Origin of the sequence: Komagataeibacter intermedius TF2 (genome assembly GCF_000964425.1) — a bacterium.
GTDB lineage: Bacteria > Pseudomonadota > Alphaproteobacteria > Acetobacterales > Acetobacteraceae > Komagataeibacter > Komagataeibacter intermedius.
In genome coordinates this window covers 36,369-61,064 of record NZ_BANF01000194.1, presented here as the reverse complement: position 1 = coordinate 61,064, position 24,696 = coordinate 36,369, and the positions used below count along the sequence as shown (strand labels likewise).

The following is a 24,696-nucleotide window of genomic DNA, read 5'->3' as shown; positions in this document are numbered from 1 at the left end:
ATCCCAACCAGACAGGGCACCAGATCATGGCGGCGTTCGTGTGGGCAAAAATCAGGAACGTAATGCAATAAGGGCGATCTGGCCTGCAATGTACCGGGCGCGAGCATGTTTTTGCGGGTCGGATCTGAACGGGTGTGCTGACCGGTAGTGTCTGTCCAGAAGCGTTTCATGCCGGATCGGCATGAAACATGGTAGGAGACGGATGTGGGACAGGTGCGTTATGTGGCCTGTCTGCCGTTTTGTCCGTGGGGGCGTATCATGGCGCGCTGGTCCTATCCTCGTCCGTTGTCATCAGAAATAACGCCGCGTTCGGCATGGCTGTCGCGACGGCGTTTTGTTGCGGCGGCTACGTCTGCAGCCTTGGGCGGGCTTGCGGACCACGCGCGGGCGGATGCGCTGCGGACCCGTCCCGGTCCCTTTCAGGCAGGGGAGACGCCCACGCCACTGACGGATGTGACGCATTATAATAATTTCTATGAATTCGGGATGGATAAAAGTGATCCGTCCACGTATTCCGCAGCATTCCGTCCGCGTCCATGGACCGTGACGGTCGATGGCCTGGTGTCCCGTCCGCGCGTGTGGGACATTGATGACCTGATGGCCGCCATGCCGATCGAGGAACGGCTGTATCGCATGAGATGTGTCGAAGCCTGGTCCATGGTGATCCCATGGGATGGCTTTCCGCTGGCGACATTGCTGCAGCAGGCTGAACCGTTGGGGAATGCCCGGTATGTGGCGTTTGAATCCGTGTTGCGTCCGGAACAGATGCCAGGTCAGCGCACGGGACTGGATTCACTGCAATGGCCATATGTGGAGGGGTTGCGGCTTGATGAAGCCATGCATCCTCTGACCCTTCTGGCGGTCGGGTTATATGGACAGACCCTGCCTGCCCAGAATGGCGCGCCGGTCCGGCTGGTGGTGCCGTGGAAATACGGGTTCAAGGGAATCAAGTCGATTGTCCGTATCCGGCTGGTTGAAAAGATGCCGCCCACGACATGGAACCGGATGAATGCCGCGGAATACGGTTTTTTTGCCAACGTCAATCCGGACGTGAACCATCCACGCTGGAGCCAGGCGTCGGAGCGGATTATCGGGGCGGGCGGATTTTTTGGCGGGGGCCGCAAGAAAACGCTGATGTTCAACGGGTATGGTGAACAGGTGGCCGGACTGTATGGCAACATGAACCTGCGGACCAGTTACTGAGCATGCCCCGCCTGGTCAGACAGGGGCGGTACCTTACGGTGGTGCCATGGCGCGGCGAACGCACGGCCATCATGTTCGTGGGGCTGATGCCGGCGGCGGTCTATTTCTGGTACGGCGCGCATGGGCAGCTTGGGGCCGATCCGGTCAATGTGTTTGAACGCTGGCTGGGGTTATGGGCGGTGCGTTTCCTGCTGCTCGGCCTGTTTGTGACGCCCCTGCGTGTCATGGTGGGCAGCAACCTGCTGCGGTACCGGCGGACATTCGGGCTGCTGGCCTTCTGGTATGCCTGCATGCATGTGGCGACGTATGTCGTGCTGGACCAGCGCGGGGATATGGGTGTGCTGCTGCAGGACATAACGCACCGTCCGTTCCTGATGCTTGGCTTTGCTGCGTTCTTACTGCTGCTGCCGCTGGCTGTGACATCCAATGACTGGTCAATCCGCAGGCTGGGCCGGTGGTGGGGCAGGCTGCATCGTTTTGTCTATATCATTGCCGTGCTTGTTGCCGTGCATTTCCTTATGGCGTTCAAGACATATAACATGACCAGCATAAGTTATGCCGGTGCACTGGTTTTACTTGTCCTGTGGCGAGGATGGCATATGTGGCGCAGGCACACGACCATGCGGATGGCATGATGGCGGCATCCGGCATCATCGGGCCGGGCAGTCGTCAGGGACGTGCCGTGGCCTGCGTCTGCGCGATGTTGCGGATCCTGCGGTGCAGCGTGGATCGGCTGACACCCAGCATGCGGGCGGCGACCGCGACCTTTCCGCGTGCACTGGCCAGCGCGGTATGGATGGCTACGGTCTGGGCTTCGCGCAGGGGGGCGTCGGGCGCGGGGGTGGCTGTATCGTCCAGCAGGCATACGTTGATGTCATCCGTGGTGGCCAGGCCCATCTGCGCCCGTGCCGCATGGGTCGCGCCCACGATATGACGCTCCCGGTCCAGTGCGACCAGCGGGACCGAAGCGCCTGCCGCATCGCCCAGCAGCATGATGGCATGTCCACGGTACTGGTCCATGAAGCAGTTCAGCTCGATCTGGCGCGCTGACTGCAGCAGGGCTGATGCGATCAGCACGCCCAGGGCCCCATCGGGTGTGGGGTGGAAGGAGCTGGCATTCAGCGCACCCGCCATCCGCCCGTATGCGTCATAAACCGGCGTTGCAACCCCAGCCAGCCCATGCAGTCCGCTGCGCCAGTGCTGGTTGCGGTGCACGCTTATGCTGCGCTGTTCGGCAAGGCAGGTTCCAATTCCGTTTGTTCCGGCATGCCGTTCATCCCATACCGCGCCGGGCCAGAAATGCCACCTGCGGCAACCGCGCCGGATGGCGGGGCCTGCCTGATGGGTCAGGACAATCCCGTCCATGTCCGACAGCATGACGGTATAGCTGACCGGGGCCAGGGCGGCATGCAGGCGTTCCAGTTCCGGCCCGGCGGAATACAGGACCCGGCCCGCACGCTGGCACGCCTGCCGCAACTCTGCGCCCGACAGGACATCGGGCAGGGTCGGAGCTGAGGGATCCAGCCCGTAATCATGCTGGCAGCGCCGCCAGGAGGCATCAAGCCCCGTCTGTACGGCAGGCATGGGGGCAATGGGGAACGCAGGATGCACAGGGCGGGAACCATCCAACATGCTGTTTCTTCGCGCTCATGTTCCAGGGGTGATGGCGCGTAAACACATGGTCGCCTGTCGCGGTTTTGCGACACTTCGTACGCCCCGCGTCACATGGGCGTGAGTGGGGACGGGTGCGTTCTTGCCGCGCACCGCGCAATGCGTGTGTGCTGCACGCAGCCCGGTGGGCCGCATGGACGCGGCGGCACGGGACCAGAAAAAACAGGGGAAATGACCATGCAAATAGCGCGTGAAACGCTGCTGCGCTCCTATCGGGCGATGCGGACCATTCGCATGTTCGAAGAGCGCCTGCATGTTGAATTCGCCACGGGAGAAATCCCCGGCTTCGTCCACCTGTATTGTGGCGAGGAAGCATCCGCCGTGGGCGTGTGCGCCAACCTGACGGATAACGACACCATAGCCAGCACTCATCGTGGCCACGGCCACTGCATTGCCAAGGGCGTAGGCGTTGCCGGCATGATGGCTGAAATCTATGGCCGCAGCACCGGTGTCTGCCGTGGCAAGGGCGGGTCGATGCATATTGCCGACCTGGCATGCGGCATGCTGGGGGCAAACGGGATCGTGGGGGGCGGTCCGCCGCTGATCTGCGGGGCGGCGCTGTCGCACAAGACGCTGCGTGATGGCGGCGTGGCGGTGGCGTTCTATGGCGATGGCGCGTCGAACGAGGGATCGACGCTTGAAAGCCTCAACCTTGCATCCGTATGGAACCTGCCCGCCGTGTTCGTGGTGGAGGATAACGGGTATGGCGAGGCCACTGGCGCATCCTATGCCTGTGCCGGCACGCAGCAGGCGCGGGCTGCAGGGTTTGGCATGCCCTATATCGAATGTGACGGGTCGGACTACTTCGCCGTTCACCAGGCGGCAGGCGAGGCGATCGCCCATGCGCGTGAAGGCAAGGGACCGGTCATGCTGCATGTCCACCTGCAGCGCTGGTACGGACATTTCGAAGGCGATGCCATGACCTATCGCGCGGCGGACGAAGTGGCGGACGCCAGGCGCGACCATGACTGCCTGAAGCTGTTCCGCACGCGCGTGACGGAGGCTGGCCTGTTTGAAGGCAGCGAACTCGATGAGGTCGACGCCGCCGTTGCTGACGAGATCGAGGCCGCCGTGGTGCAGGCCAAGGACGACCCGCTGCCACAGTCTGCCGACCTGCTGGCCGATGTGTATGTCCGGTACTGACCTGTTCCCCCTAATGCATGGAAGACATGAACCATGAGCAAAAAAAGCTTTCGTCAGGCGATCAATGAAGCCCTGCGGCAGGAAATGCGCCGTGACCCCACCGTCATCCTGATGGGGGAAGACGTGGCGGGCGGCCGGGGCGGATCGGCTGGGACACAGGACGCGTGGGGTGGCGTGCTGGGCGTGACCAAGGGACTGCTGGAGGAGTTTGGCGATACCCGCGTGCTGGATACGCCCATTACCGAAGCTTCCTATATCGGTGCTGCCGCCGGTGCTGCCGTGACCGGGCTGCGGCCCGTGGCGGAACTGATGTTTGTCGATTTTGTCGGCTGCTGCCTGGACCAGATCATGAATCAGGCGGCCAAGTTCCGGTATATGTTTGGCGGCAAGGCCCGCACGCCGCTGGTGATCCGCGCCATGTTCGGCGCGGGGTTCAATGCCGCAGCCCAGCACAGTCAGGCGCTGTATCCCCTGTTTACCCATATTCCCGGGCTGAAGGTGGTGATCCCGTCTTCGCCCTATGAAGCCAAGGGACTGCTGATTTCGGCCATCCGTGATGATGATCCCGTCATCTTCCTTGAAAACAAGGTGATGTATGACGAGGAGGAAGACGTGCCCGACGAACCCTACGCCATCCCGTTTGGCGAAGCCAACCTGACGCGCGAAGGGCGCGATGTGACCATCGTCGCCTTTGGCCGCATGGTCGGGCTGGCCAACCAGGCGGCCGACCGGCTGGAAAAGAAGGGCATAAGCTGCACGGTCATTGACCCGCGCACCACGTCGCCGCTGGATCGTGATACCATTCTGGAATGCGTGGCCGATACCGGGCGGCTGGTGATCGTGGATGAATCCAGCCCACGGTGCAATATGGCCACCGACATTGCGGCCCTTGTGGCGGAAGAGGCATTCGATACCCTGCGCGCACCCATCCGCCGCGTGGTGCCGCCGCATACGCCGGTTCCCTTCGCCACCGTTCTGGAAACGCTTTACCTGCCCAGCGTGGACAGGATCGAGGCAGCGGTCACCGCCACCATGGCCCACCGCGTAGCGGAGAAAGTCTGACATGACACAGGACATCATTCCCGTCACCATGCCCAAATTCGGGCTGGCCATGACCGAAGGCAAGATTGCCGGGTGGATGGTCGAACCGGGTGCCGCCGTCAAGACGGGAGACGAACTGGTTGATATTGAAACCAGCAAGATCACCAATGCCTTTGAAAGCCCTGTAACCGGTACGTTGCGGCGGCAGGTTGCCGGTAATGGGGAAATGCTGCCCGTGGGGGCGCTGATTGGCGTGGTGGCCGATGCAGCCGTGCCGGATGCGGATATTGATGCGTTCATTACCCGCTTCCAGGCTGATTTTGCCGCATCGTCCGATGCGCAGTCAGGCAGCGCGCCGGTCGATGAACCGGTCATGATGACGGTGGGGGAGCATACCTTGCGCGTGCATGAACGCGGCGAAGGTGACGGTATTCCCCTGCTGCTGATCCACGGGTTTGGTGGCGATCTGAAAAACTGGATGCTCAACCATGACGCCCTTGCACACGGGCGGCGCGTCATTGCCTTTGATCTGCCGGGACATGGCGGGTCATCAAAGGATGTCGGACCGGGCACGCTGGAATTCTTCGCGGACGTGACAGCGCAGCTTCTGGCGCAGCTCAAGATCAGCCAGGCGCATGTCATGGGCCATTCTCTGGGTGGGGGCATTGCGCTGACACTGGCGCATGCCGCACCACAAAGCGTGGCCTCGCTGGTGCTGGTTGCCGCCGCAGGTCTTGGGCCGCAGATCAACATGACCTTCATTAACGGGTTTATCGAAGCTGATCGCGTGCGCGCGGTGCAGGATGCGCTGAAATACCTTGTGCATGACAAATCCCTGATCGGCCGGCGCATGGCCGATGACGTGCTGCGCTACAAAAGGCTGGATGGGGTGGACGCCGCCCTGCGCAGGGTTGCGGATGCCTGTTTCCCCAACGGGCGGCAGGGCGATGACCTGCGGTCCGTGCTGGCGGCGGTGCATGTCCCGGTTTCGGTGATATGGGGACAGGAAGATGAAATCCTGCCCGTGACACAGGCAGATGGCCTGCCGGGCGGTATCGAACGGCATGTGCTGCCTGATATAGGGCATATGCCCCAGCTTGAATGTGCCGACAGGGTCAACGCCATGGTGGAGGAATTCATGAAATCCAGGGTTTTCGCCACATGACATGAAGCCCGGTTCAGGATGGCGCTGTTACGACATGTTTTCATGCGCCATCCTGAACGGGTGAGGTCTTATTACTTCTGGCATGATGAGCAGGGGGCGCGTTTTATGATATTTTGCGCATGAAGAAACCGTTTAGTATTCGAAACAATTAAATCTGTTCCTCCCCGCCTGTCTGTAATATTTCGTATTATGACGGATAATGGAAAAATTCCTGTTACGACAGGTCACCAGAAGGTGCACGACCCATAACTTGCCATGTCACTGCCGATGTGTATTCACTTGGGTCACAACAAGGCGGCAAAGCAAGAATAGCCGGACTGGAAAGCCAGTCACGGCATGGGAATAATAATAATGTTTGTCGGAATTGATCTGGGTACGTCCGCCCTCAAGGCCGTGCTGGTTGATGGTCAGCAGAACGTCATCGGCAGCCATTCATATCCGTTGCGTGTCAGTTCCCCCCGGCCGGGATGGAACGAACAGGCGCCGCAGGACTGGTGGATGGCCCTGCTTGGAGCCATGGACGCGCTGGCGGCGGCCCATCCGGCTGACATGGCGCAGGTGACCGGCATGGGCCTGTCGGGTCAGCAGCATGGCGCGGTGCTGCTGGGGCGTGATGGCGAGGTGCTGCGTCCGTGTATTTTATGGAATGATGTGCGCGCGGTGGCGCAATGCGCGGAATTCGAACGCAGGTTTCCGCAAAGCCGTGATGTATGCGGCAACATTGCCATGCCCGGTTTTACCGCGCCCAAGCTGTTATGGGTAGCGGAGCATGAACCGGAGGTTTTTGCCGCGACCCGTCATGTCCTGCTGCCCAAGGCCTGGCTGCGTTACCGCATGACCGGTGACATGATCGAGGATATGTCCGATGCTTCGGGCTCCCTGTGGCTGGATGTCGGCCGTCGTCGCTGGTCCGATGACGCCCTGGTTGCGACGGGCCTGCGGCGTGACGACATGCCCGATCTGGTGGAAGGCACGGCGCGCGCGGGCGTGCTGCATGCGGCGCTGGCCCAGCGCTGGGGGATCAGGGCGCGTCCGGTGCTGGCTGGTGGTGCAGGGGATAACGCGGCTGGCGCCGTGGGACTGGGAGCGGTCAGGGCCGGATCGTCCTTCCTGTCGCTGGGCACGTCGGGCGTATTGTGGGTGACAACCGACCGGTTCCGGCCGCATCCACAGGGTGGGATCCATGCATTCTGCCATGCCGTGCCCGATATGTGGCATCAGATGGGGGTGACACTGTCGGCGGCCTCGTCGCTTGCATGGTGGGCACGTACTACCGGCATGGCAGAGGGCGATCTGCTGGCGGAACTGCCCGCGCGCATCACGCATCCGTCGCCTGCCGTTTTCCTGCCCTATCTGTCGGGCGAGCGCACGCCCCATAATGATGGCCATATCCGTGGCATGTTCGCCGGCCTGTCCCACAACACCACGCGCGCGGACATGACGCAGGCGGTGCTGGAAGGTGTGGCCTTTTCCTTTCGTGATGTCGTGGATGCACTGGTGGATGCCGGCTCCCCCGTTACGCAGGCGGACGTGATCGGCGGGGGATCGCATAGCCGGGCATGGGTTTCCATCCTGTCCAGTGTCACGGGGCTGTCGCTGCACCGGCTGGCGCATGGGGAACAGGGGGGCGCATTTGGCGCGGCGCGCCTTGCCCGCATTGCAGTCACGGGGGAGACCGTGGACGCCGTCTGCCTGCCGCAGCAGCGCAAGGAAACGCTGGTTCCCGATCCTGAACTTGCCAGCGCCTATGCCGCGCCTCTGGCATTCTACCGCAGGCTTTACCCCGCCCTTCGTTCCGCAATGGATGCGCGGTCCGCCTGACGGCGCACGCTGCCATGTCCGCAGCATGTCCCGACCAGGCAAAAGGCTGTTATAGCCCTATAACGACCATGCTGCCCATATCGGGCGGGAACAGGGGGAATGGATAGCATTATGAAAGCTGGTATGTTTCACACGATGGTATATTCCGCATGCACGGCCCTTACGCTGTCATGTATGGCGCCCATCGGCGCGGTTGCCGCCGACAGCGTGGACCACGGTGCTGCCCCGTCGGGCAATATCAGCGTTGTGGCGCGTTTTTATGACATGCAGCCATCAGGGATTGCGACCCTGCCGGATGGACGCATCGTGCTGGCGTTCCCGCGTAGCGCCGCCGACCACAAGGGACCGCGCCTGGGCCTGCTGCACAATGGCGGGGCCGTGCCGTTTCCCGATGAAGCGACGCAGGCACGCTTTATTTCGCCCCTTGGCATGACGGTGGATGCAACCGGCCGACTGTGGATCGTGGATGAAGGCACTGTCGCCGGGCAGAAGACGCCACCCGCCCCCGCGCTGATCGGGCTGGATGGACATACCGGGCAGATCGTGGCGACCATACCGCTGGGCAGTGGGGCGACGCGGGCCGACAGCCATGTGAATGACGTGCGTGTGGACATGACGCATGGTGCGCAGGGCACGGCCTATGTCAGCGATACCTCGCTTATGGACCACCCGGCGATCATCGTGGTTGATCTTGCAACCGGGCATGCGCGGCGGGTGCTGGAAAACGCGCCTTCGACCCGTGCGGAACCCGGTTTCGCCATGGAACTGGATGGGCAGATGCTGCGTTATGACATGGCGCACCCGGCCATGGGGCAGGGCGGCATTGATGGCGTGACGCTGAGCACGGATTCATCCCGCCTCTACTGGCAGCCCCTGTCCAGCCGCAGGCTTTACAGTGCGCCGACCGCCCTGCTGGCTGATCCCGCCGTAACCCCCGCGCAGCTGGAACATGCCGTGCACGACGAAGGGGAGGACGCGGTGGTTGATGGCATGGCGACCGGCCCCGACAATACCCTGTACCTGACGGACATCGAACGCCATGCGGTCCTGCGCCGCACGGCGGACGGGCACCTGTCCGTTATCGCGCATGACCCCCGCCTGATCGCGCCGGATGGCCTGACCCTCAGGGATGGCGCCCTGTGGCTGACTGTGGGCCAGTGGGGACGGCTGCCGGTGTTCCATGACGGCCATGACATGGAAGAGCGGCCATGGCTGGTCGTGCGCATTCCCCTCAAATAAGCCTGACAGGCAAGCTGGAAAGAACGCATAATAATGGCGCATGACAGACAGACGGCATCTGGCTCCGGTATCGTGAACCTCATTGCAGGCGTGGCTGCGACGGGTGGCCTGCTGTTCGGGTATGATACCGGCATCATTTCTGCGGCCCTGCTGCAGATCACCAGTGACTTTGGCCTGGGAACAGCGGGACAGCAGGTCGTGACATCCGCCATTGTTGCCGGGGCGCTGGGGGGCTGCCTTGTGGCGGCTCCGCTGTCGGACCGTCTGGGACGGCGTTACATGATCATGTTCGCCGCCCTTGTCTTCATTGTGGGAACACTGGTTGCGTCCTTCTCTCCGGGGGTGGTGATCCTGGTCTGCGCGCGGTTCATCCTGGGGCTGGCGGTCGGTATGTGTTCGCAGATCGTGCCGGTCTATATCGCGGAAATCGCCCCGCGCGAAAAACGTGGACAGATGGTGGTCCTGTTCCAGCTTGCGGTCGTGTTCGGTATCCTTGTGTCCTTTATTGCGGGGTATCTGTGCCGTCATCATTCGTGGCGGCTTATGTTCGGTCTTGGCGTCGTGCCGGCGGTCATCCTGTTTGTCGGCATGTCGGTCCTGCCCCGCAGCCCGCGCTGGCTGGCCATGAAGGGGAACATGGAAGGGGCGTTCGAGGTGCTCCGGCGCCTGCGCAGCAACCCGCAGGCCGCACGGGCGGAACTGGATTCCATCATCGCCATGCATGATGAACAGGCCCCATGGTCCGCGCTGCTGCAGCCATGGGTGCGCCCGGCGGTGGTGGCGTCGGTTGGCATCGCGTTATTCTGCCAGATTACGGGCATCAATGCGGTGCTGTATTACGCGCCGACCATTTTCGCGGGCGTGGGGTTCGGGGAAAGCTCAGCCCTGCTGACATCCATCGCCATTGGTGTCGCCATGGTCATCTCCACGGCCTTTGGCAGTTGGGCGGTGGATGCCTGGGGACGGCGCAGGCTGCTGCTGCGGCTTGTGCCCGGGGCTGCCGTCTCGCTTATGGTGCTGGCGATCATGTTTGGTATCGGGTCGACATCGGGGATCAATACATGGATCACGGCAGCCGCAGTGGTCAGTTACGCCATATTCAACGTGGGCAGCCTGTCTGTCGCCATATGGCTGGTGGGGGCGGAGGTCTATCCCCTGTCATGCCGGAGCAAGGGCATGAGCCTTGTGGCGGCAACGCACTGGACGGCCGATCTGCTGATTTCCCTGACCACGCTGTCACTGGTGCAGGCGCTGGGGGCAGCGGGCACGTTCTGGATGTATGCCGCACTCAACCTGGCTGCGTTCGTGTTTGTCTGGCGTTATGTGCCTGAGACGCGTGGACGCTCGCTGGAAGAAATCGAAACGGCGCTGAAGGCTGGCACCTTCAATAAGCTGACCTGAACCTCACCCGTCGGGATGATCGGGGATAGCCGCGTTACAGCCGAGGGAGCACGAAAGGCTACATTCATATAATAATGAGATGTAGCCTTTATCGTATAGTCTTCATAAATACATGGACGATCAGGGATGGAGATGTCCCCGTGCGGGTTCCAGAACGGGCGCGCGCAGGCGGGTAACCGGGACAAGAACCGGTGCATCCTGCGGCAGCAGGTGGTGCAGGATCTTCTCCCCGATCGCGGTCTGCCATAACCACAGGCTGTTGACCTGCCCGCGAAAGCTGCTTTCCCCTCCCATCGCTCCCGAAGGACGGAAACCCGATGCCAGCCCGATCCCGAACAGGCCGGCAATGGGATGTCCGTCTTCATTCATGACGGCGCATTCCGCGCCGGTCAGGCATCCATCAGTGGTATCGGCGGCAAGGGATATGGGATGGTCGTGCATATCCATCATGGCCACGCGGCGGGGACGATAACCAAAGCAGGCAATAATGGCGTCGGCATTATCAAGAATATCATTTACTTGCGCGTCGTTATCCCCCGTTATCTGCACGTCGCGCACAAGAGGTTCGGGCGGGGCATTGGCAACGCCCATCAACTGCATGGCCAGATCACGGGATTCATAACGCAGGCCGCCAAAGCGGTACACGAACTGGCTGACCGGACAGATATCGGTATCGCTGAATTCCCTGTATCCATCCGCAACGGCTTCCTCCGCCGTACGGTAGAACAGCTTCAGGCGTGATTTATGCAGCAGCGTCAGATGGCCCGGTGCAAGGCAGTCCGCCATGTCCCGCATGATGACACGTGCGACGGACAGCGCACTGCTGGCGCCACCAATAATGGCGATCCTGGGCTTTTCGTGCCCGGCTGTCATGGCGCGCAGGCGGTCGATGCCATCGGGGGACAGCAGGGTATCAGACTGCATGATCCGGCCCGCATGGCGGGGCAGCAAAGGGCGGCCAGCAACCTGTTCATCATGAAGCCGCTGTTCAGGCTGGTATGCGCCCATGGCCAGCACGACCTTGCAGGCGTGAATGTGCTGTGTGCGCTGGCCATCGCAGGAGACGAGGTGGCACCCCCATTCTCTATCCGTATCCTGATGCAGGCTTCTCAGCTGCCAGCCGGTCAGCAGCCGTGAGGCCGGGTGCGCACGGATCAGCCCCGTCAGCACCTCGCCCACCAGGTCCAGGAATTCCGCAACGATCCGTAGCGGCAGGGCCTGCCTGCCATGGTTGCGGATCATCGTTACCAATGGATGGTGGATCAGGCATGCAAGTTCGGGTACCGGATTGTCCGTGATCGTATCAACGAATGTTTCCGCAGCACTGTCTGAATTGATGACATATCGTCCCAGCATGCCAGAGCCGATATGTTCGCCCTGTTCAACCAGGGTCAGTCCTTCATCCAGCAGGCGTGGCAGTTCGCCTATGCGCGACGCGGCAAGCAGCACGGCAATGCCAGCCGGGCCGCCGCCAGCGATAAGAACCGGTGTTGATGTATGGGGGGACATGGCTGCAGGTATCCATTTTCCAGTGGGGGGAAGGAAAGGGGGCTTACATATCTGCGGCGTGGCAGGCGTTCATGAACTCCTGGCACACATACCTTACCATTTCTGGCGTCATTTCATGCCACAGTGGCAATGAGACAATGGAAGAGGCCAGGGCGTAGGTCGCGTGCAGGTCGCCTGCTTTACTATGGGCGGCAAAATAACTCTGTTCATGCAGGTGCGGTGAAAAATAGGTTGATGTGCCGATCCGTTTTTCTTTCATGCGTTCAAGTATTGCATGACGGTATGGCGCATATCTTGGCGGAAGGCGCACGGGCATGAACTGATAGGATATGCGGGCGCCACGCTGGTGCTGGAAACCGAAATCAGGCAGAAGGTCGTAATACATCTGTTCGATACGGCGTTTCCGTTCCACAACGCTTTCCAGGCGTTCCAGCCCCGAAAGCGCAAGCAGCGCCCCGATTTCAGGCAGTTTCGAATTCAGTCCGGGCATGGTGGCATGGCGGATCTGGCCAAAGCCGAAATTGCCCATGGCCCGCAGTGCTTCGATCATGTCGGGGTTATTGGCGTATATGAAACCGCCTTCCCCGATTCCCATTGTTTTTGTCGCGTGCAGGGAACACACGATGGCATGTGGTGATCCGGTCCCGAAGCCCTGCCCGAGTGCATCATGCGCACCGAGGGAGGCTGCGGCATCAATCACGACCGGAATCCCGGTCTGTTTTTCCAGGGCGGTGTAACGGGCGATGTCGGTCGCATTTCCAAACGTGGCATACGGAAAGATAGCGGCGACCTGTTCGCCATACTGGCGAAGTAATTCATTTTCCGATTCATGGGATGCCATCCAGTCATCGGGGTCAATGTCACAGAACAGGGGAATGAAACCCGCCCACAGGGCGGCGTGTGCTGCTGCCGCGAACGTAAAGGACGGCATGATGACATATCGCGCGACACGGGTATCCTTGTGCCGGGTCGCGTATTTAAGCGCCATCATAAGCCCGATCGTGGCGTTGCACACCGTGACGCACTGGCCCACGCCATTGAACATCTGTTCAACCAGCTGTTTTTCGAATTTCTGGTTTATTGGTCCGTAATTGGTGTAGATGCCAGAATTTTCCATTTCGATGATGCCATCGGATACCTGACTTATCTTCGGAATGTTGGAGCGAATGAATGATATTTCCGTATTGGACATTTCTGTATTCCGATTTCGTCAATCCGATGGCCGGATCATCATGTCTGCGGATCAGGAGGGAGGATGTGTGCGCGTAGACCATTAATGTTAAAAGCAGATAACGGGGCTGCATTCAATGTAAATATAAAGATATTATTTACCACACGTTGATGTGATTACTATGTTCGCCTGAAATATACAATATTTGACATGAATGAGGGAAATTCATGCATTTTATGGTTTCAGGGTCGTTCCGGTCCCCATTCTTCATGTCCGGGAATCCAGTAAAACAGGATAATCATACTGTATTGTGCAGGCGGCCCGACCCAGTGACGCAGGATGGCTGACGTGATCGCGGAAAAAAGATGTGCGGTTGTATTGAAGACCTATACATGGGACAGCTTCGTGTACCAGCAGTTGAAAAGGTTGCAGTCAACATTTCCGGAAGTTGATGTTTTTGTCTCTATTGATGAAACAAACGGTTTTGCGGGAACCATTCCGTATGAACGCGTACTGCGCACATGTAACGCGGACATGCTGGCATTGGGGTTTGCCAACCGGTTTGAAAAGGGCAGCCTGTTATGGTGGAACGCGGACTATACCCATTATCAGGTCCATGACCGGATCCCGGATTATGATTATTACCTGTTTGTGGAATATGACGCCTGTATCGGGGGAAATGGCGTCCGGCTGCTTGCGGACATGATTGCCGATGAAGCGGATTTCGTATCCCATCCGCTGGATGCGGGACCGCAATGGTACTGGAATCGCTTCCATACCGGCACTTACCCTGCGGGGCAGTTACGGGCATCGCTGAACTGTATTTCTTTCTTTTCCGCGCGCGCCCTGAAGCATCTGGCGCAGCGGCGACGTGCGATGTCAGTCAATATGGATGAAACGGGCTTCTGGCCATTGGGGGAAGCCTTTGTCGCGTCGGAGGTCGCAGCGGCTGACCTGACCTTCATCCCGCTGGCGCGGTATGGCGATGTCTCGCGCTATTCTTGGTTTCCACCCATCCTGGCGACAGACCTTGTACTGCCAGCAAGTGGCCATACCTTCCTTCATCCCGTGCTGGACCAGAAAAGGTATATTGCCAGCCTGCTGCGGCAGACGCACTTCGTGCGGCATTACTTCATGCATGGCAGCCTGCTACGGCGGGAACTGGCCCGTTTCCCTGGCGCGGTATCACGGCGGCAACTCTACCGCGCCGCCGTGGCGCGTGCGACCGAACGCATGCGGCAGACATGGGGGCGTCCGTAAAACGTGCCTATCCCTGTTGTGACAGGATCAGTTCCACCACGCGCTCCACTTCGGGTTGCCACGGGCCGGGGGCATGGCCAAATGTTTCTTTCAGGCGGGTGCAGTCCAGGCGTGCATCCGCAGGGCGCCGGGCCGGTGTTGGCCAGTCGGCGGTGGTAATGGGTTCCATGACCGGTTGCGGGTTGCCATGTCTGGCCGCGGCGGCAACCGCGGCACAGGCCAGGTCATACCAGCTTGTCGCCCCCTGACCGGCTGCGTGGTAGATCCCGGCATAATCCGTTTTCCATCCGGTCTTACGGATCTGCCGGATGATGTGCATTATGGCCTGTGCCAGGGCATCCGCGCTGGTCGGATTGCCGATCTGGTCACTGACAACCCGCAGGGTGGGCCGTCTGGCTGCGGCTTCGACCATGGTGCGCACGAAATTGCGGTTATAGGGCGAATAGACCCAGGCCGTCCGCAGGATGATACTGTCAGGTTGTGCCGCCATTACCGCCTGTTCTCCAGCCGCCTTGGTACTGCCGTAGACCGAGCGTGGATCAACAGGATCTGTTTCCATATAGGGGCTGCCCTTGTCACCGCTGAAAACATAATCGGTCGAGATATGGATAAGCGGAATGCCCCGCGCCCGGCATGCGGCCGCCAGTCGGGCCGGGCCGGCATGATTGGCTCTTGCCGCCCCTTCGGCATCTGTTTCCGCTGCGTCCACGGCCGTCCATGCTGCGGCGTTCACGACGAATTCGGGTGTGTTCTCCGCCATGATCTGATCGATTGTTTCGGGCCGGTCGAAATCGAAGTCCGGTCGCCCGACCCGCATGACGCCTTCCTGCCCGGCCAGCGCGGTGGCAAGCTGTCCATGCCCCCCTGTTACCAGAATCGACGGATTATGTAGCATGTGCTTCCTTCTTCTTTCAGGAGGACAGGATCAGGGACGGGCTGTATCCGGCCGCCTTTTACATATGGAACCAGTCATCGACACTGGAGAACGGCAGGGCGTCGGCATCCTTTGCGGACAGGATCGCGTCCTTTGGCGCAACAGGCCAGTCTATGGCCAGCAGCGGGTCATCCCAGCGGACCGATCGTTCACTGTCGCGGTCCCAGTAATCGGTGCATTTGTATTGCACTTCGGCATTTTCGCTCAGCGTGCAGAAACCATGCAGGAATCCCGTCGGAATCCACAGCTGGGATCCGTTTTCTTCCGACAGGGTCGCCCCGACCCATTGCCCGAAAGTAGGGGAACCTGCACGGATATCCACCCCCACGTCCCATATGCTGCCACGGGTGCAGCGGACCAGCTTGCCCTGCGGGTGGGGGGATAACTGGCAATGAAGCCCGCGTACCACGCCACGCGCGCGGGACAGGCTGTGGTTGTCCTGCACGAAGGGGCCGGGAATCCCGATTTCCTTCATGCGGGCGGCGTTGAATGTTTCTGAAAAATAACCACGTTCATCACCGAAACGCGGCGGGGTAAGCAGAATTATGCCTGCGACGTTGAATGTCTGTATTTCCATATTTAAATAATCCCTTGTTCTTCTGTCCGCCCGGTAGCGTGAAGCCGTGTTATGGCGCGCTTTGGCTTAGGAAAGGCTTAATGGCCTCCATCTGGGGGCGGTCCTGACCGTGGTCGGGTTCAAGCGTAAACATGTAATTGCCCCATAGCGGGCCTGCCGCCCAATAGGTCCAGCCGGACCAGACATCCGCATTGTCGCGCAGGTGCGACAGGACCGGCTGGAGCAGCGCCACGCATTCCGGCTGGCGGCTGACCCCGAATTCTCCCAGGAAGCCATGGGCCTTGTGGGCGTGCAGCCAGTCGGTAAAGGACTTGAGGCGGCCAACGGCCTGGTCTTGTGAAATACATGCCGGTTTGGTGCCCGATGCATCGGGGTCAAAATATTCATGCACTTCATAAACCAGACGGTTGTCGGGATCATGCAGCTGCCCCAGCGCATCGCCATTCAGTTTGGCGAAGCCCAGCGCGCTGTCCCATCCGATACCGGGCACGAGGATGATGTTGTGGCTGCCCGTTTTGCGGATGGCGTCAATCGCGGCCTGCACGGCGTTTTTCCATGCCTCGGCTGAATGCTGCTGCGGTTCGTTCATCAACCCGAACAGGACATGCGGGTTGGTGCCCAGGGCCTGCGCCAGCCGTGCCCATAAATCGCCAAAGGCGGCATCCGGTACGGCGTCGGAGCCAACTTCCTGTCCGCGATACCGCCCGTAATTATGGATATCGAGCACCGTTGTGGCGCCCTTGCCCTGTGCATAGGCAATGAACTGCTGCACGCGCTGCAGTTCCTTTTCATCCAGTGGGCCGTTCAGGGCGGGCTGCAGGCGTTCCCATAACACCGACAGGCGGAAGGTGTTCATGCCCTGCGCAGTGAAGTAGTCAACCTCCGCAGGTTTGGGATAGAGATAATCGTATCCGTAACGCCCCGGCAGTTTGGATGAGGAATAGGCCGCTCCCGCCAGGTTGACGCCCCGATAGGTCTGCGCATCCGCGTGTCCACCAGGCGGGAGTGCGAGGGCAGTCGCGATCAGGCAGCCGCATAGCCAGCGCCCCGGGCGGGAGGAATGGGGTAATGTCATGCAATATGCTCCGCTGAGGGCACAAGCCGGTTGAAACGGAATGAGTTCAGGCGTTCAGGCGCCTTTTCCCTGACTTCGGGTTCCGATGGCGCAATGACGCTGTTGGTCGTGCCATACAGGAACCACAGCAGCGCCGCCGTCTTGATGGTGAAGACCGACGCGCCGATGCACAGGGAGGTGGAAAAATATAGCGAGATCATCGCCTTCATCGACACGGCGGCTTCGGTGCGTGCCGGGTGCAGGGCAAACAGCGCCAGCAGGAACAGCGTCAGCGGCAGGCCAAGGTTGTTGATGATATAGGCATAGCCCGTATCGGCCGTGTATACCTGCGACGGGGCCATCGCGAACCATTGGGGCAGGTTCCAGTAATCCAGCAGCCGACCCGAAAACAGAAGGCGACCGGAAAAATTATCCCCGATGATGGACGGCAGGATGCCGGGCATTTCATGGTTGGCACCCTGCAGCATCAGGCCCATCATCACCGTAACGGGCATGGCGAACACCACGAAGCGTGAACGGTACAGCGGCGTCATGCGCAGCATGATCATGCCCAGTGCACAGCCCGAGGCAAAACGGGAATCCGCCAGCACAAAGCACAGCGCCGACAGGAAGAACAGGAACGCATGCCGCAGCCGTGACCCCAGATGCGTGCTGAGGCACCATGCAAACCCGATGGCCGAGAAATTGCCCAGTGAATCCGGTTCCAGAAACAGCGAGGACACGCGATGCGAACCGAATATGGACTGGAAGAACGTGCGGGATGCCGCAGCCCCCCGGTTGCCGCTGATAAACAGGTTCGTATTGCTGTAGTTGACCGTGCTGCTGCTGATGACACCCTTGTTCACGTAATAGGTCCACACATCGAATATCGTGCCGAACAGGTTGGTGAACAGCAGTTCGAAAAAGCCCACGAACATGATCATGGCCATCATCGCCCACATGGTGCGTTCACCTGAACGCAGGGTGGAACGGGTGCCCAGCTGGTAAAATACATACGCAATGGCCAGGTCATGCAGGATCTTCATGTCCAGCCGGGGATTGATCAGTTTTGCCCCGATCTCGAAACAGATCATGATCCCCGTAATGCGCACCACGGCTGGGGATATGGTATTGCGCACTTCCATAAACGCCAGGAAAATGATGGCGAGTTCACACAGCACGATTTCCGAACTGCGGATCATGATGACATGCCGTGTATTGATGAAGCACAGGACAAGGTTGAAGATCGCCCCCGCAACCACCAGCCACGATATGCCATCCGCCTGTGACAGGGCGGGTGCGCTGGTCATGGGGCGGGCGGACAGGCGGACATGCGCTGTATCGGACATGAAAATTCCAGTATCAGATGCGCGAGACATGGGTATCCGCACCCTGCCGGGGTGAAACCGTGCGGGCAGGGGATGCTGTCACCAGCATCGCATTGCCCAGCCGCCGGCCCAGGTTATGCAGTGGCAGTTCCAGTACATTATAGGTTATGGCCGCAAGCGCGGTTGTCAGCACGACGGTCACGATCCCCCCCCCCGCCTGCGTCAGCGAAGGATGCGACAGAAGGGTGGAGGTACCCAGTACATGTCCCCCCACGCTGAATACGATCAGCATGATGGGCAGATGCAGCAGGTAAATACCGTAGGACAGTTCCCCAATGGCGATGACCGGCCGGCTGAGCAGCACGCGATACTGCCGCCCGGATGCGTACAGGTCACGGATCAGCACGAAGGCCGCTGCGGTTTCAATCATGTCGGGAATACGTTCGGGCAGGTTCAGACCGGCCAGCGCGTAACGGTCATATAACAGTACCACCAGCGCGATCAGCGCATAAAGTCCGTGTCGGCGGGGAAGGGTGGCCGGCAGCAGCGGGATCAATGCCCCGACCCCAAAGGACAGCGCAAATACCGTTCCCACTTCATGCGGAACCGGCAGCAGGGCGACGGCGGCAAGCACGCACAGTGTGGCCAGCCGGAACCGTGGCGCCCGTACCAGCCAGAACAGGAACGGAAAGGCGACGGAATACATCAGTTCCACCCGCAGCGACCACATCGGCCCGTTGTAGCGGGTAAAAATACCCGCGACCGACATGATGGTGTTGCGGACCGATACGGGTGTCTGCAGGTTACGTGCCAGCCAGCCGACAAACACGCCGTCAGCCACCCAGCCGCGCGCAATGACCATGCTGATGATGGCCAGCCCGATGGAAAACCATAGCAGCGGATAGATCCTGAATACGCGCTTGATATAGAAACTGCCTATGACCCGTCCCGTCATATGCGCGTATTTGCGCAACGACAGGGACAGGACGCATCCGCTGAGAACAAAGAACAGCACCACGGCCGCTTCCGCATTGAATGCATACGTTACAATGTCATGCACCGCGGCCTGCGGGGCATTGCGTTGCGGGTTGCTGTACCGGAACACCTGTATGGCATGGCCGAACAGCACGACAAGACAGGCGACCCCACGCAGCGATGTCAGTTGGTGCAGATAATTTCGTTCCGTTCCGGACGTTTCTGTCACAGACGACATCAGCAGGTCCCCCGGTGCGTGGATTGCGTAGCGTGGTTCAGGCAATACAGTGATTCTGGTATGGCTGACAGAGCGTATCAGAATATAAATGTAGAAAACATTCAAAATGTGCCTACACAATTCTTTGTGGCATCGCCTTTATCACGGCACGATCATGTCATGATCTTGCCGCAATCACACTGTGGATTTGGCGCGGCGTAAAAGGGGCCGCGACAATGGTCCCGGCATGTTTGCGCAATTGCTATGAACCCGTGGGCCGTACGCCATGCGCATGCGGCCTGCCGCCAGCGTGGCGCACGGCAGGAGACCAGAGTTCCATGACGCGCTCCCTGTTTATTTCCGTTCATGATTTCAGGAGTCTGCGCAAGGCGAGTGTCCATTTCATCGCAGCGGAGATGGCGCGTCGTGGCCCGACCGCGTTCCTGTCCATCGGGCTGAGCACGCTGTCACTGCGGCGGGGGGATACGCGTGCAAGCCTTGCGGATCGCGCCAACCGCGTGGAGAGGGTGGATGGCGTGGAATGTTACTTGTGGCGCATGAAATGGCATCCGTTCAACATGCGCCGCGCCGCGCTTGCGCCGGTGGAGCGGGGGCTGTTCTGGTTATATCGCCAGATGCTGCCTGCCATTGCGCGAAAATGGATACGGCGCGCCGATACTGTTTTTATTGAGTCCGGCATGGCGCCGATATTTATTTCCGATGTCAGGAAACTTAATCCGTCGGCCCGCATTATCTACCTGATGTCCGACGATCTGGAAGTCGTTGGCTGTGCGGATACCATCAAGAATGATTTCGTGCGAAATTTCGACATGATCGACACGGTGCGCATGCCCTCGCGCTACCTGCTGGAACGCCTGCCCCATGCGCGTTCGGCGGTTTTCGCGCCCCATGGCATTGACCGCGGCATTGCCGAAAAAATCTATCCCAATCCCTATACGCCCGGTCGGACCAGCTGTGTCTCGATCGGGTCGATGCTGTTTGACCGCACGTTTTTCCAGATCGCGGCAAAGCTGCGGCCGGATATCGATTTTCATATCATTGGCGCGGGCCATGCGGCGGACGGGCTGGATGCGCCCAACATCATCATCCATCCCGAAATGGCATTTGAACGGACATTGTCCTATCTCCAGCACGCCAGTTTTGGCGTCGCCCCCTATCGGGATGCCAATACGCCGCGCTACCTGCTGGATACCTCACTCAAGCTGCGGCAGTTCGCCCTGTTCGGCATTCCTGCCGTCTGTCCCGATTTCGCACTGAATGACACGGCAGGCCGGTACGGCTACCGGCCGGGGGATGCGCATTCGATCGGGCGGGCGATCGATGCGGCATTGCAGTCTACGGACGTGATCGAGCTTGATGCCCATAGCTGGCCTGAAATCGTGCAGCGTATCCTGACGCCCGAGGCCTATCCCGACACGCGTGTCTGAAGGCAGGCCTGTCCCTGCGCAAAGCATTAGGAAAGAGCGAGAAACATGACTGAGGCAGGTGATAACGGGTTACGCATTTCAGTTGTCATGGCGACCTATAACGGGGCTGCCCATATTCGTGAACAGCTGGACAGTCTGGCGGCACAGACGTGCCTGCCTGCCGAACTGGTCGTGACGGATGATGGTTCGACCGACGGCACGCTGGATATTGTGGCCGATTTTGCCCGTACGGCACCCTTTCCGGTGCATATCCACCGCAATGCGCAGCGTCTGGGCTACAAGGGCAATTTCATGCATGCGGTCAGCCTGAGTTCGGGTGACCTGATTTCCTTCTGTGACCAGGATGATTTCTGGAAACCCGATAATCTGGCGCGTGTCAGGCAGGCGTTCGTGAATGATCCCGATGTCATGATGGTCTTCCACAACGCGCATCTGGTGAATGAACAGCGTGCGCCCATCTCGCCATTTTACGCAACGCCCCCCATACCCGCGGTATCGCGACCGCTTACCCTGCAGCCATGGTGTTTTTCCTATGGCTTCATGCAGACATTCCGCGCGGAACTGAAACCTGCATCCGCCCTGTGGGCCCGCATGGGGGATCATTACAATCCGGGCAAGGAAATGGGACACGACCTGTTTTTCTTCCTGGTCGCATCCGGTGTCGGCACCATTGTCTATCTGGATGACGAACTGACGGAATACCGCCTGCACGGGGGCAATACGGTTGGGTCGGGCAAGCGGACCAGGCCCACATTCGTGGATCGCTGGCGCTACCGTCTGGAAGACCGGGCCGATACATACCGCTATCTGGCGCGGATGACGGTGCAGGACAGCAACATGTTCGCCGATCTGGCGCAGATGGCGGAGTGGCCTGAACCCCTGCGTGCCCGTGCCCGCGTGGCTGCCGAGGCATGGCGTAAGCTGGAACCGCTTTATACCCGCCGGGCCGATGTCTGTTCCGGCGCCCTGCCACGCCGTATCGCGGCCTTCGTGCAACTGGTGCGTGACGGAGGGTATAGTGAGCGGTCATTCTGGACATTTGGCAGCCGCGCCATGCAGAAGGACTTTGTGCTGGGTGTGCTGCTGGCACCACTCGTGCGCCGGTTTGGCCGGGAATCTTCGCGCACCGACCGGGCATGCCATCGTGGGCAGGGTAGTGATACACCCATGACGCCGACTGCTGTCGTGCCACAGGCCGTGGCGGCATGAAGATGCTGTCGCAGGCAGGGACGGGCATTTCCGGTCTGACCCGGCCCTGTGTCGCAATCTATCGCACGCAGATCCTGCCCTGGTCCGAAACATTCGTGCGGGATCAGGCGCGTGCACTGACGCGCTGGCGGCCGGTCCTGATCGGGGAGCGTACGGTGGGCCAGCTGCCGCTGGATGGCATGGCCGTCCGGGCCCTGCATGATGGGCCGCCCACGTTTTTCCAGCGCCTGATCGGCATGGGCGCGCGCTATGTGGAACGTCCCGTGCCGGGCATGATGAAACTGGCGCGTGCGGTGGACCCGGTACTGGTACATGCCCATTTCGGCTTTGACGGAGTGGAGGCATGGCCCGTGGCGCGTGCGCTGAATGTGCCATTGCTGGTCACGCTGCACGGATCGGATATTACAACCCATATGCAGTGGTTCGCCAGAGGCGGCGGGGGACGGCGCTGGCGTGCCTATCCGCGCAGGCTGCAGCATCTGGCCACCCGGCCGGAGGTCAGTTTTGTCGCCGTGTCCCAGAGCATACGCGAAGCGGCACTGCGCGCGGGTCTGCCGGAACAGCGTATTCATGTCTGCCCCATCGGGATTGATGTCCATCGCTTTCACCATACGGGCCAGCCGGTTGCAGGGCGTGCGCCGGTGATCGTGTTCGCGGGCAGGCTGGTGGAAAAAAAGGGCTGTCGTTACCTGATTGAAGCCTTTCGCATCGTGCGGGACAGGCTGCCCGCCGCAAAACTGATTATTGCCGGCGATGGCCCCGAACGCCCGATGCTGACCCGTCTTGCCGAAGGGCTGGGTGGCGTATCATTTTACGGCCGTTATTCAGCGGCAGAAATGCAGCCGCTGCTGGAACAGGCGCGTGTCTTCTGTCTGCCCAGTGTCACCGCCGCCAATGGCGATGCGGAAGGCATGGGGCTGGTCCTGCTGGAAGCGCAGGCCTGTGGCGTTCCGGTCGTGACATCGGCACGGGGCGGGGCGACGGAAGGCATTGTCGATGGCACGACAGGCTTCGCCTTTGCTGAAGGGGATGTCGCAACGCTGGCGGCGCGCCTGCTGGACCTGCTGTGCGATGACGGTCTGGCTGCACGCATGTCCGCCGCCGGTCCCGCGTTCGTGGCGCGACAGCATGACCTGGCCCACTGGGCGGCAACACTGGAAAAAATTTACGACAGCATGACAGGACGCATTCCATGAACACTCCCATGTCCGTCAGTCTGGTCATTACGACGTATAATGCACAGGCCTTTATCATGCGTGCCGTCAGTTCCGCGCTGGAACAGACGCATGCGCCGCTGGAAATCATCATTGTGGATGACTGTTCCACCGACGGGACGCCAGACCTGCTGAACAGGCTGGCGCGCGCGCATGGCAGTATCCGCGTTATGTCCACGCCGTATAACGGGGGACCATCGGTCGCGCGGAACGTGGGGCTGGGGGCGGCGCGGGGTGACTGGATTGCGTTTCTTGACGCCGATGACGCCTTTGCCCCCGACCGGCTGGAGGTGCTGATGGCCCGTGCGGCGGCAGGGGATTGTGATGCGGTGGCGGATGATCTGGCCTATTACGACGCCATGGCCGGACAGGTGACGGGACGGGCGATGGGGGCAGGGCAGGTGCCGCGTACGCCCGTCGGACTGCGTGATTACATCGCCCATAACCGATCGGGCGGGGAAGGGTTTGACTGGGGATTGCTCAAGCCCGTGTTCCGACGGGAATTCATGCTTGCCCATGCCATACGGTATGACCCCGTGGTGCGGCATGGGGAGGATTTCCTGCTTATGGTCGCTTTCCTCATGGTGGGTGGCAGGTTTTTCCTGATTGATCACGCCACGTATCTTTATACACAGCGCCAGGGCAGTGTCAGCAGGCGTGCATCGGGCATGTCACGCACGGTCATTGCCTATCGGGATATGCATGACACCGCGCTGGCACTGGCGCGTGACCCGCGCATTCGCAATGATCCCGAACTGGTGGATCTGCTGCGCCAGCGTGCCGAGGGGCTGCAGCGACTGGATGATTCCTATTTCGTGTCCGTGGCGTTGCGCGCGGGGGCAGTGGGGGCAATCATCCGGCGCATCATGCGCAGGCCTGCGTTCCTGCCAGCCATGATCCGTCAGGTGGCGGCGGCGCTCAGGCGCAGGCTTTGCCATTCCTGACAACAGATCACGACCAAAATTTTTTGATGACGCTTTTTCCAGAAAGCGTCGAAGAACACCGCCTTTTTTGAAAAAAGGCGGTGCACGAAGACTTTTATTCTTTTTTTGCAGGTCGTTTTTAAGCAGCCACCTGCTTTTTCGAATGTACCGCGAGTGTAGTTCCGGCGCTGTT

The 24,696-nt window shown here is 60.3% G+C and carries 21 protein-coding genes; 13 read left to right on the top strand and 8 right to left on the bottom strand.

Annotated elements, in window-relative coordinates; genetic code table 11:
* Positions 1-258: 258 nt before the first annotated feature.
* Together msrP and msrQ are read left to right on the top strand one after the other, a co-directional pair.
* Positions 259-1,203 carry a protein-methionine-sulfoxide reductase catalytic subunit MsrP gene (gene msrP, locus B7449_RS15935; protein ID WP_039733213.1) on the top strand — a complete coding sequence of 315 codons (945 nt, stop codon included), beginning with the start codon at positions 259-261 and terminating at the stop codon, positions 1,201-1,203.
* Between the two features lie 2 nt (positions 1,204-1,205).
* A complete protein-coding gene (gene msrQ / locus B7449_RS15930; RefSeq protein WP_039733209.1) occupies positions 1,206-1,838 on the top strand; it encodes a protein-methionine-sulfoxide reductase heme-binding subunit MsrQ in 633 nt (210 codons plus the stop codon).
* Positions 1,839-1,872: 34 nt separating this feature from the next.
* Here msrQ and B7449_RS15925 read toward each other — a convergent pair whose 3' ends face one another.
* Positions 1,873-2,835, bottom strand: coding sequence for a helix-turn-helix domain-containing protein (locus tag B7449_RS15925; protein WP_039733208.1), 963 nt, complete (start codon positions 2,833-2,835; stop codon positions 1,873-1,875).
* 216 nt (positions 2,836-3,051) lie between these two features.
* Between B7449_RS15925 and B7449_RS15920 the strand changes: the two genes are divergently transcribed.
* The 6 genes from B7449_RS15920 (at position 3,052) to B7449_RS15895 (ending at position 10,684) form a co-directional block, all read left to right on the top strand.
* Positions 3,052-4,017: a thiamine pyrophosphate-dependent dehydrogenase E1 component subunit alpha gene (locus B7449_RS15920; RefSeq protein ID WP_039733212.1), complete on the top strand. Its 966-nt coding sequence runs from the start codon at positions 3,052-3,054 to the stop codon at positions 4,015-4,017.
* Between the two features lie 33 nt (positions 4,018-4,050).
* Positions 4,051-5,079, top strand: a complete 1,029-nt coding sequence (locus B7449_RS15915; RefSeq protein ID WP_039733207.1) for an alpha-ketoacid dehydrogenase subunit beta — start codon at positions 4,051-4,053, stop codon at positions 5,077-5,079.
* 1 nt (position 5,080) lies between these two features.
* On the top strand, positions 5,081-6,223 hold the full coding sequence (locus tag B7449_RS15910; RefSeq protein WP_039733205.1) for an acetoin dehydrogenase dihydrolipoyllysine-residue acetyltransferase subunit: 1,143 nt from the start codon (positions 5,081-5,083) through the stop codon (positions 6,221-6,223).
* Positions 6,224-6,574: 351 nt separating this feature from the next.
* Positions 6,575-8,044, top strand: a complete 1,470-nt coding sequence (gene xylB, locus B7449_RS15905; protein ID WP_039733204.1) for a xylulokinase — start codon at positions 6,575-6,577, stop codon at positions 8,042-8,044.
* Between the two features lie 135 nt (positions 8,045-8,179).
* The gene (locus B7449_RS15900) at positions 8,180-9,283 is read left to right on the top strand and encodes a major royal jelly family protein (protein ID WP_235721134.1); all 1,104 of its coding nucleotides are present in this window, start codon (positions 8,180-8,182) and stop codon (positions 9,281-9,283) included.
* A 33-nt stretch (positions 9,284-9,316) separates the two neighbouring features.
* A complete protein-coding gene (locus B7449_RS15895; RefSeq protein ID WP_039733202.1) occupies positions 9,317-10,684 on the top strand; it encodes a sugar porter family MFS transporter in 1,368 nt (455 codons plus the stop codon).
* A 120-nt stretch (positions 10,685-10,804) separates the two neighbouring features.
* On the opposite strand, the gene B7449_RS15890 is transcribed toward B7449_RS15895, so the two are convergent.
* Positions 10,805-12,193, bottom strand: a complete 1,389-nt coding sequence (locus B7449_RS15890) for a hypothetical protein (RefSeq protein WP_039733201.1) — start codon at positions 12,191-12,193, stop codon at positions 10,805-10,807.
* 43 nt (positions 12,194-12,236) lie between these two features.
* Entirely contained in the window at positions 12,237-13,310 is a 1,074-nt protein-coding gene (locus B7449_RS15885; RefSeq protein WP_235721133.1) for a DegT/DnrJ/EryC1/StrS family aminotransferase, read from the bottom strand.
* Positions 13,311-13,742: 432 nt separating this feature from the next.
* Between B7449_RS15885 and B7449_RS15880 the strand changes: the two genes are divergently transcribed.
* Complete coding sequence (locus B7449_RS15880) at positions 13,743-14,624, top strand: hypothetical protein (protein WP_235721132.1); 882 nt, start codon at positions 13,743-13,745, stop codon at positions 14,622-14,624.
* A gap of 7 nt (positions 14,625-14,631) precedes the next feature.
* On the opposite strand, the gene rfbD is transcribed toward B7449_RS15880, so the two are convergent.
* Genes rfbD through B7449_RS15855 form a run of 5 tightly spaced genes read right to left on the bottom strand, consistent with a single transcriptional unit; the run spans position 14,632 to position 19,730 of the window.
* Positions 14,632-15,519 carry a dTDP-4-dehydrorhamnose reductase gene (gene rfbD / locus B7449_RS15875; protein WP_039735248.1) on the bottom strand — a complete coding sequence of 296 codons (888 nt, stop codon included), beginning with the start codon at positions 15,517-15,519 and terminating at the stop codon, positions 14,632-14,634.
* A 58-nt stretch (positions 15,520-15,577) separates the two neighbouring features.
* Positions 15,578-16,135, bottom strand: a complete 558-nt coding sequence (gene rfbC / locus B7449_RS15870; RefSeq protein WP_039735247.1) for a dTDP-4-dehydrorhamnose 3,5-epimerase — start codon at positions 16,133-16,135, stop codon at positions 15,578-15,580.
* Between the two features lie 49 nt (positions 16,136-16,184).
* Positions 16,185-17,210: a glycoside hydrolase family 5 protein gene (locus B7449_RS15865; RefSeq protein WP_199858361.1), complete on the bottom strand. Its 1,026-nt coding sequence runs from the start codon at positions 17,208-17,210 to the stop codon at positions 16,185-16,187.
* Positions 17,207-18,538, bottom strand: coding sequence for a hypothetical protein (locus B7449_RS15860; RefSeq protein ID WP_048883811.1), 1,332 nt, complete (start codon positions 18,536-18,538; stop codon positions 17,207-17,209). The genes B7449_RS15865 and B7449_RS15860 overlap by 4 nt, the downstream gene beginning before the upstream one ends.
* Before the next feature lie 13 nt (positions 18,539-18,551).
* Positions 18,552-19,730 (bottom strand): acyltransferase family protein, encoded by a 1,179-nt coding sequence (locus B7449_RS15855; protein WP_039735246.1) that lies wholly within the window; start codon positions 19,728-19,730, stop codon positions 18,552-18,554.
* Between the two features lie 317 nt (positions 19,731-20,047).
* Between B7449_RS15855 and B7449_RS15850 the strand changes: the two genes are divergently transcribed.
* The 4 genes from B7449_RS15850 to B7449_RS15835 are packed head-to-tail and all read left to right on the top strand — an operon-like array spanning position 20,048 to position 24,524.
* A complete protein-coding gene (locus B7449_RS15850; protein ID WP_039735245.1) occupies positions 20,048-21,157 on the top strand; it encodes a GumK N-terminal domain-containing glycosyltransferase in 1,110 nt (369 codons plus the stop codon).
* Positions 21,158-21,202: 45 nt separating this feature from the next.
* Positions 21,203-22,366: a glycosyltransferase gene (locus B7449_RS15845; RefSeq protein ID WP_048883810.1), complete on the top strand. Its 1,164-nt coding sequence runs from the start codon at positions 21,203-21,205 to the stop codon at positions 22,364-22,366.
* Complete coding sequence (locus B7449_RS15840; RefSeq protein ID WP_039735243.1) at positions 22,363-23,562, top strand: glycosyltransferase; 1,200 nt, start codon at positions 22,363-22,365, stop codon at positions 23,560-23,562. The genes B7449_RS15845 and B7449_RS15840 overlap by 4 nt, the downstream gene beginning before the upstream one ends.
* Positions 23,559-24,524, top strand: a complete 966-nt coding sequence (locus B7449_RS15835) for a glycosyltransferase family 2 protein (RefSeq protein ID WP_039735242.1) — start codon at positions 23,559-23,561, stop codon at positions 24,522-24,524. Before B7449_RS15840 ends, B7449_RS15835 begins: the two co-directional genes overlap by 4 nt.
* The last annotated feature ends 172 nt before the right edge of the window (positions 24,525-24,696 follow it).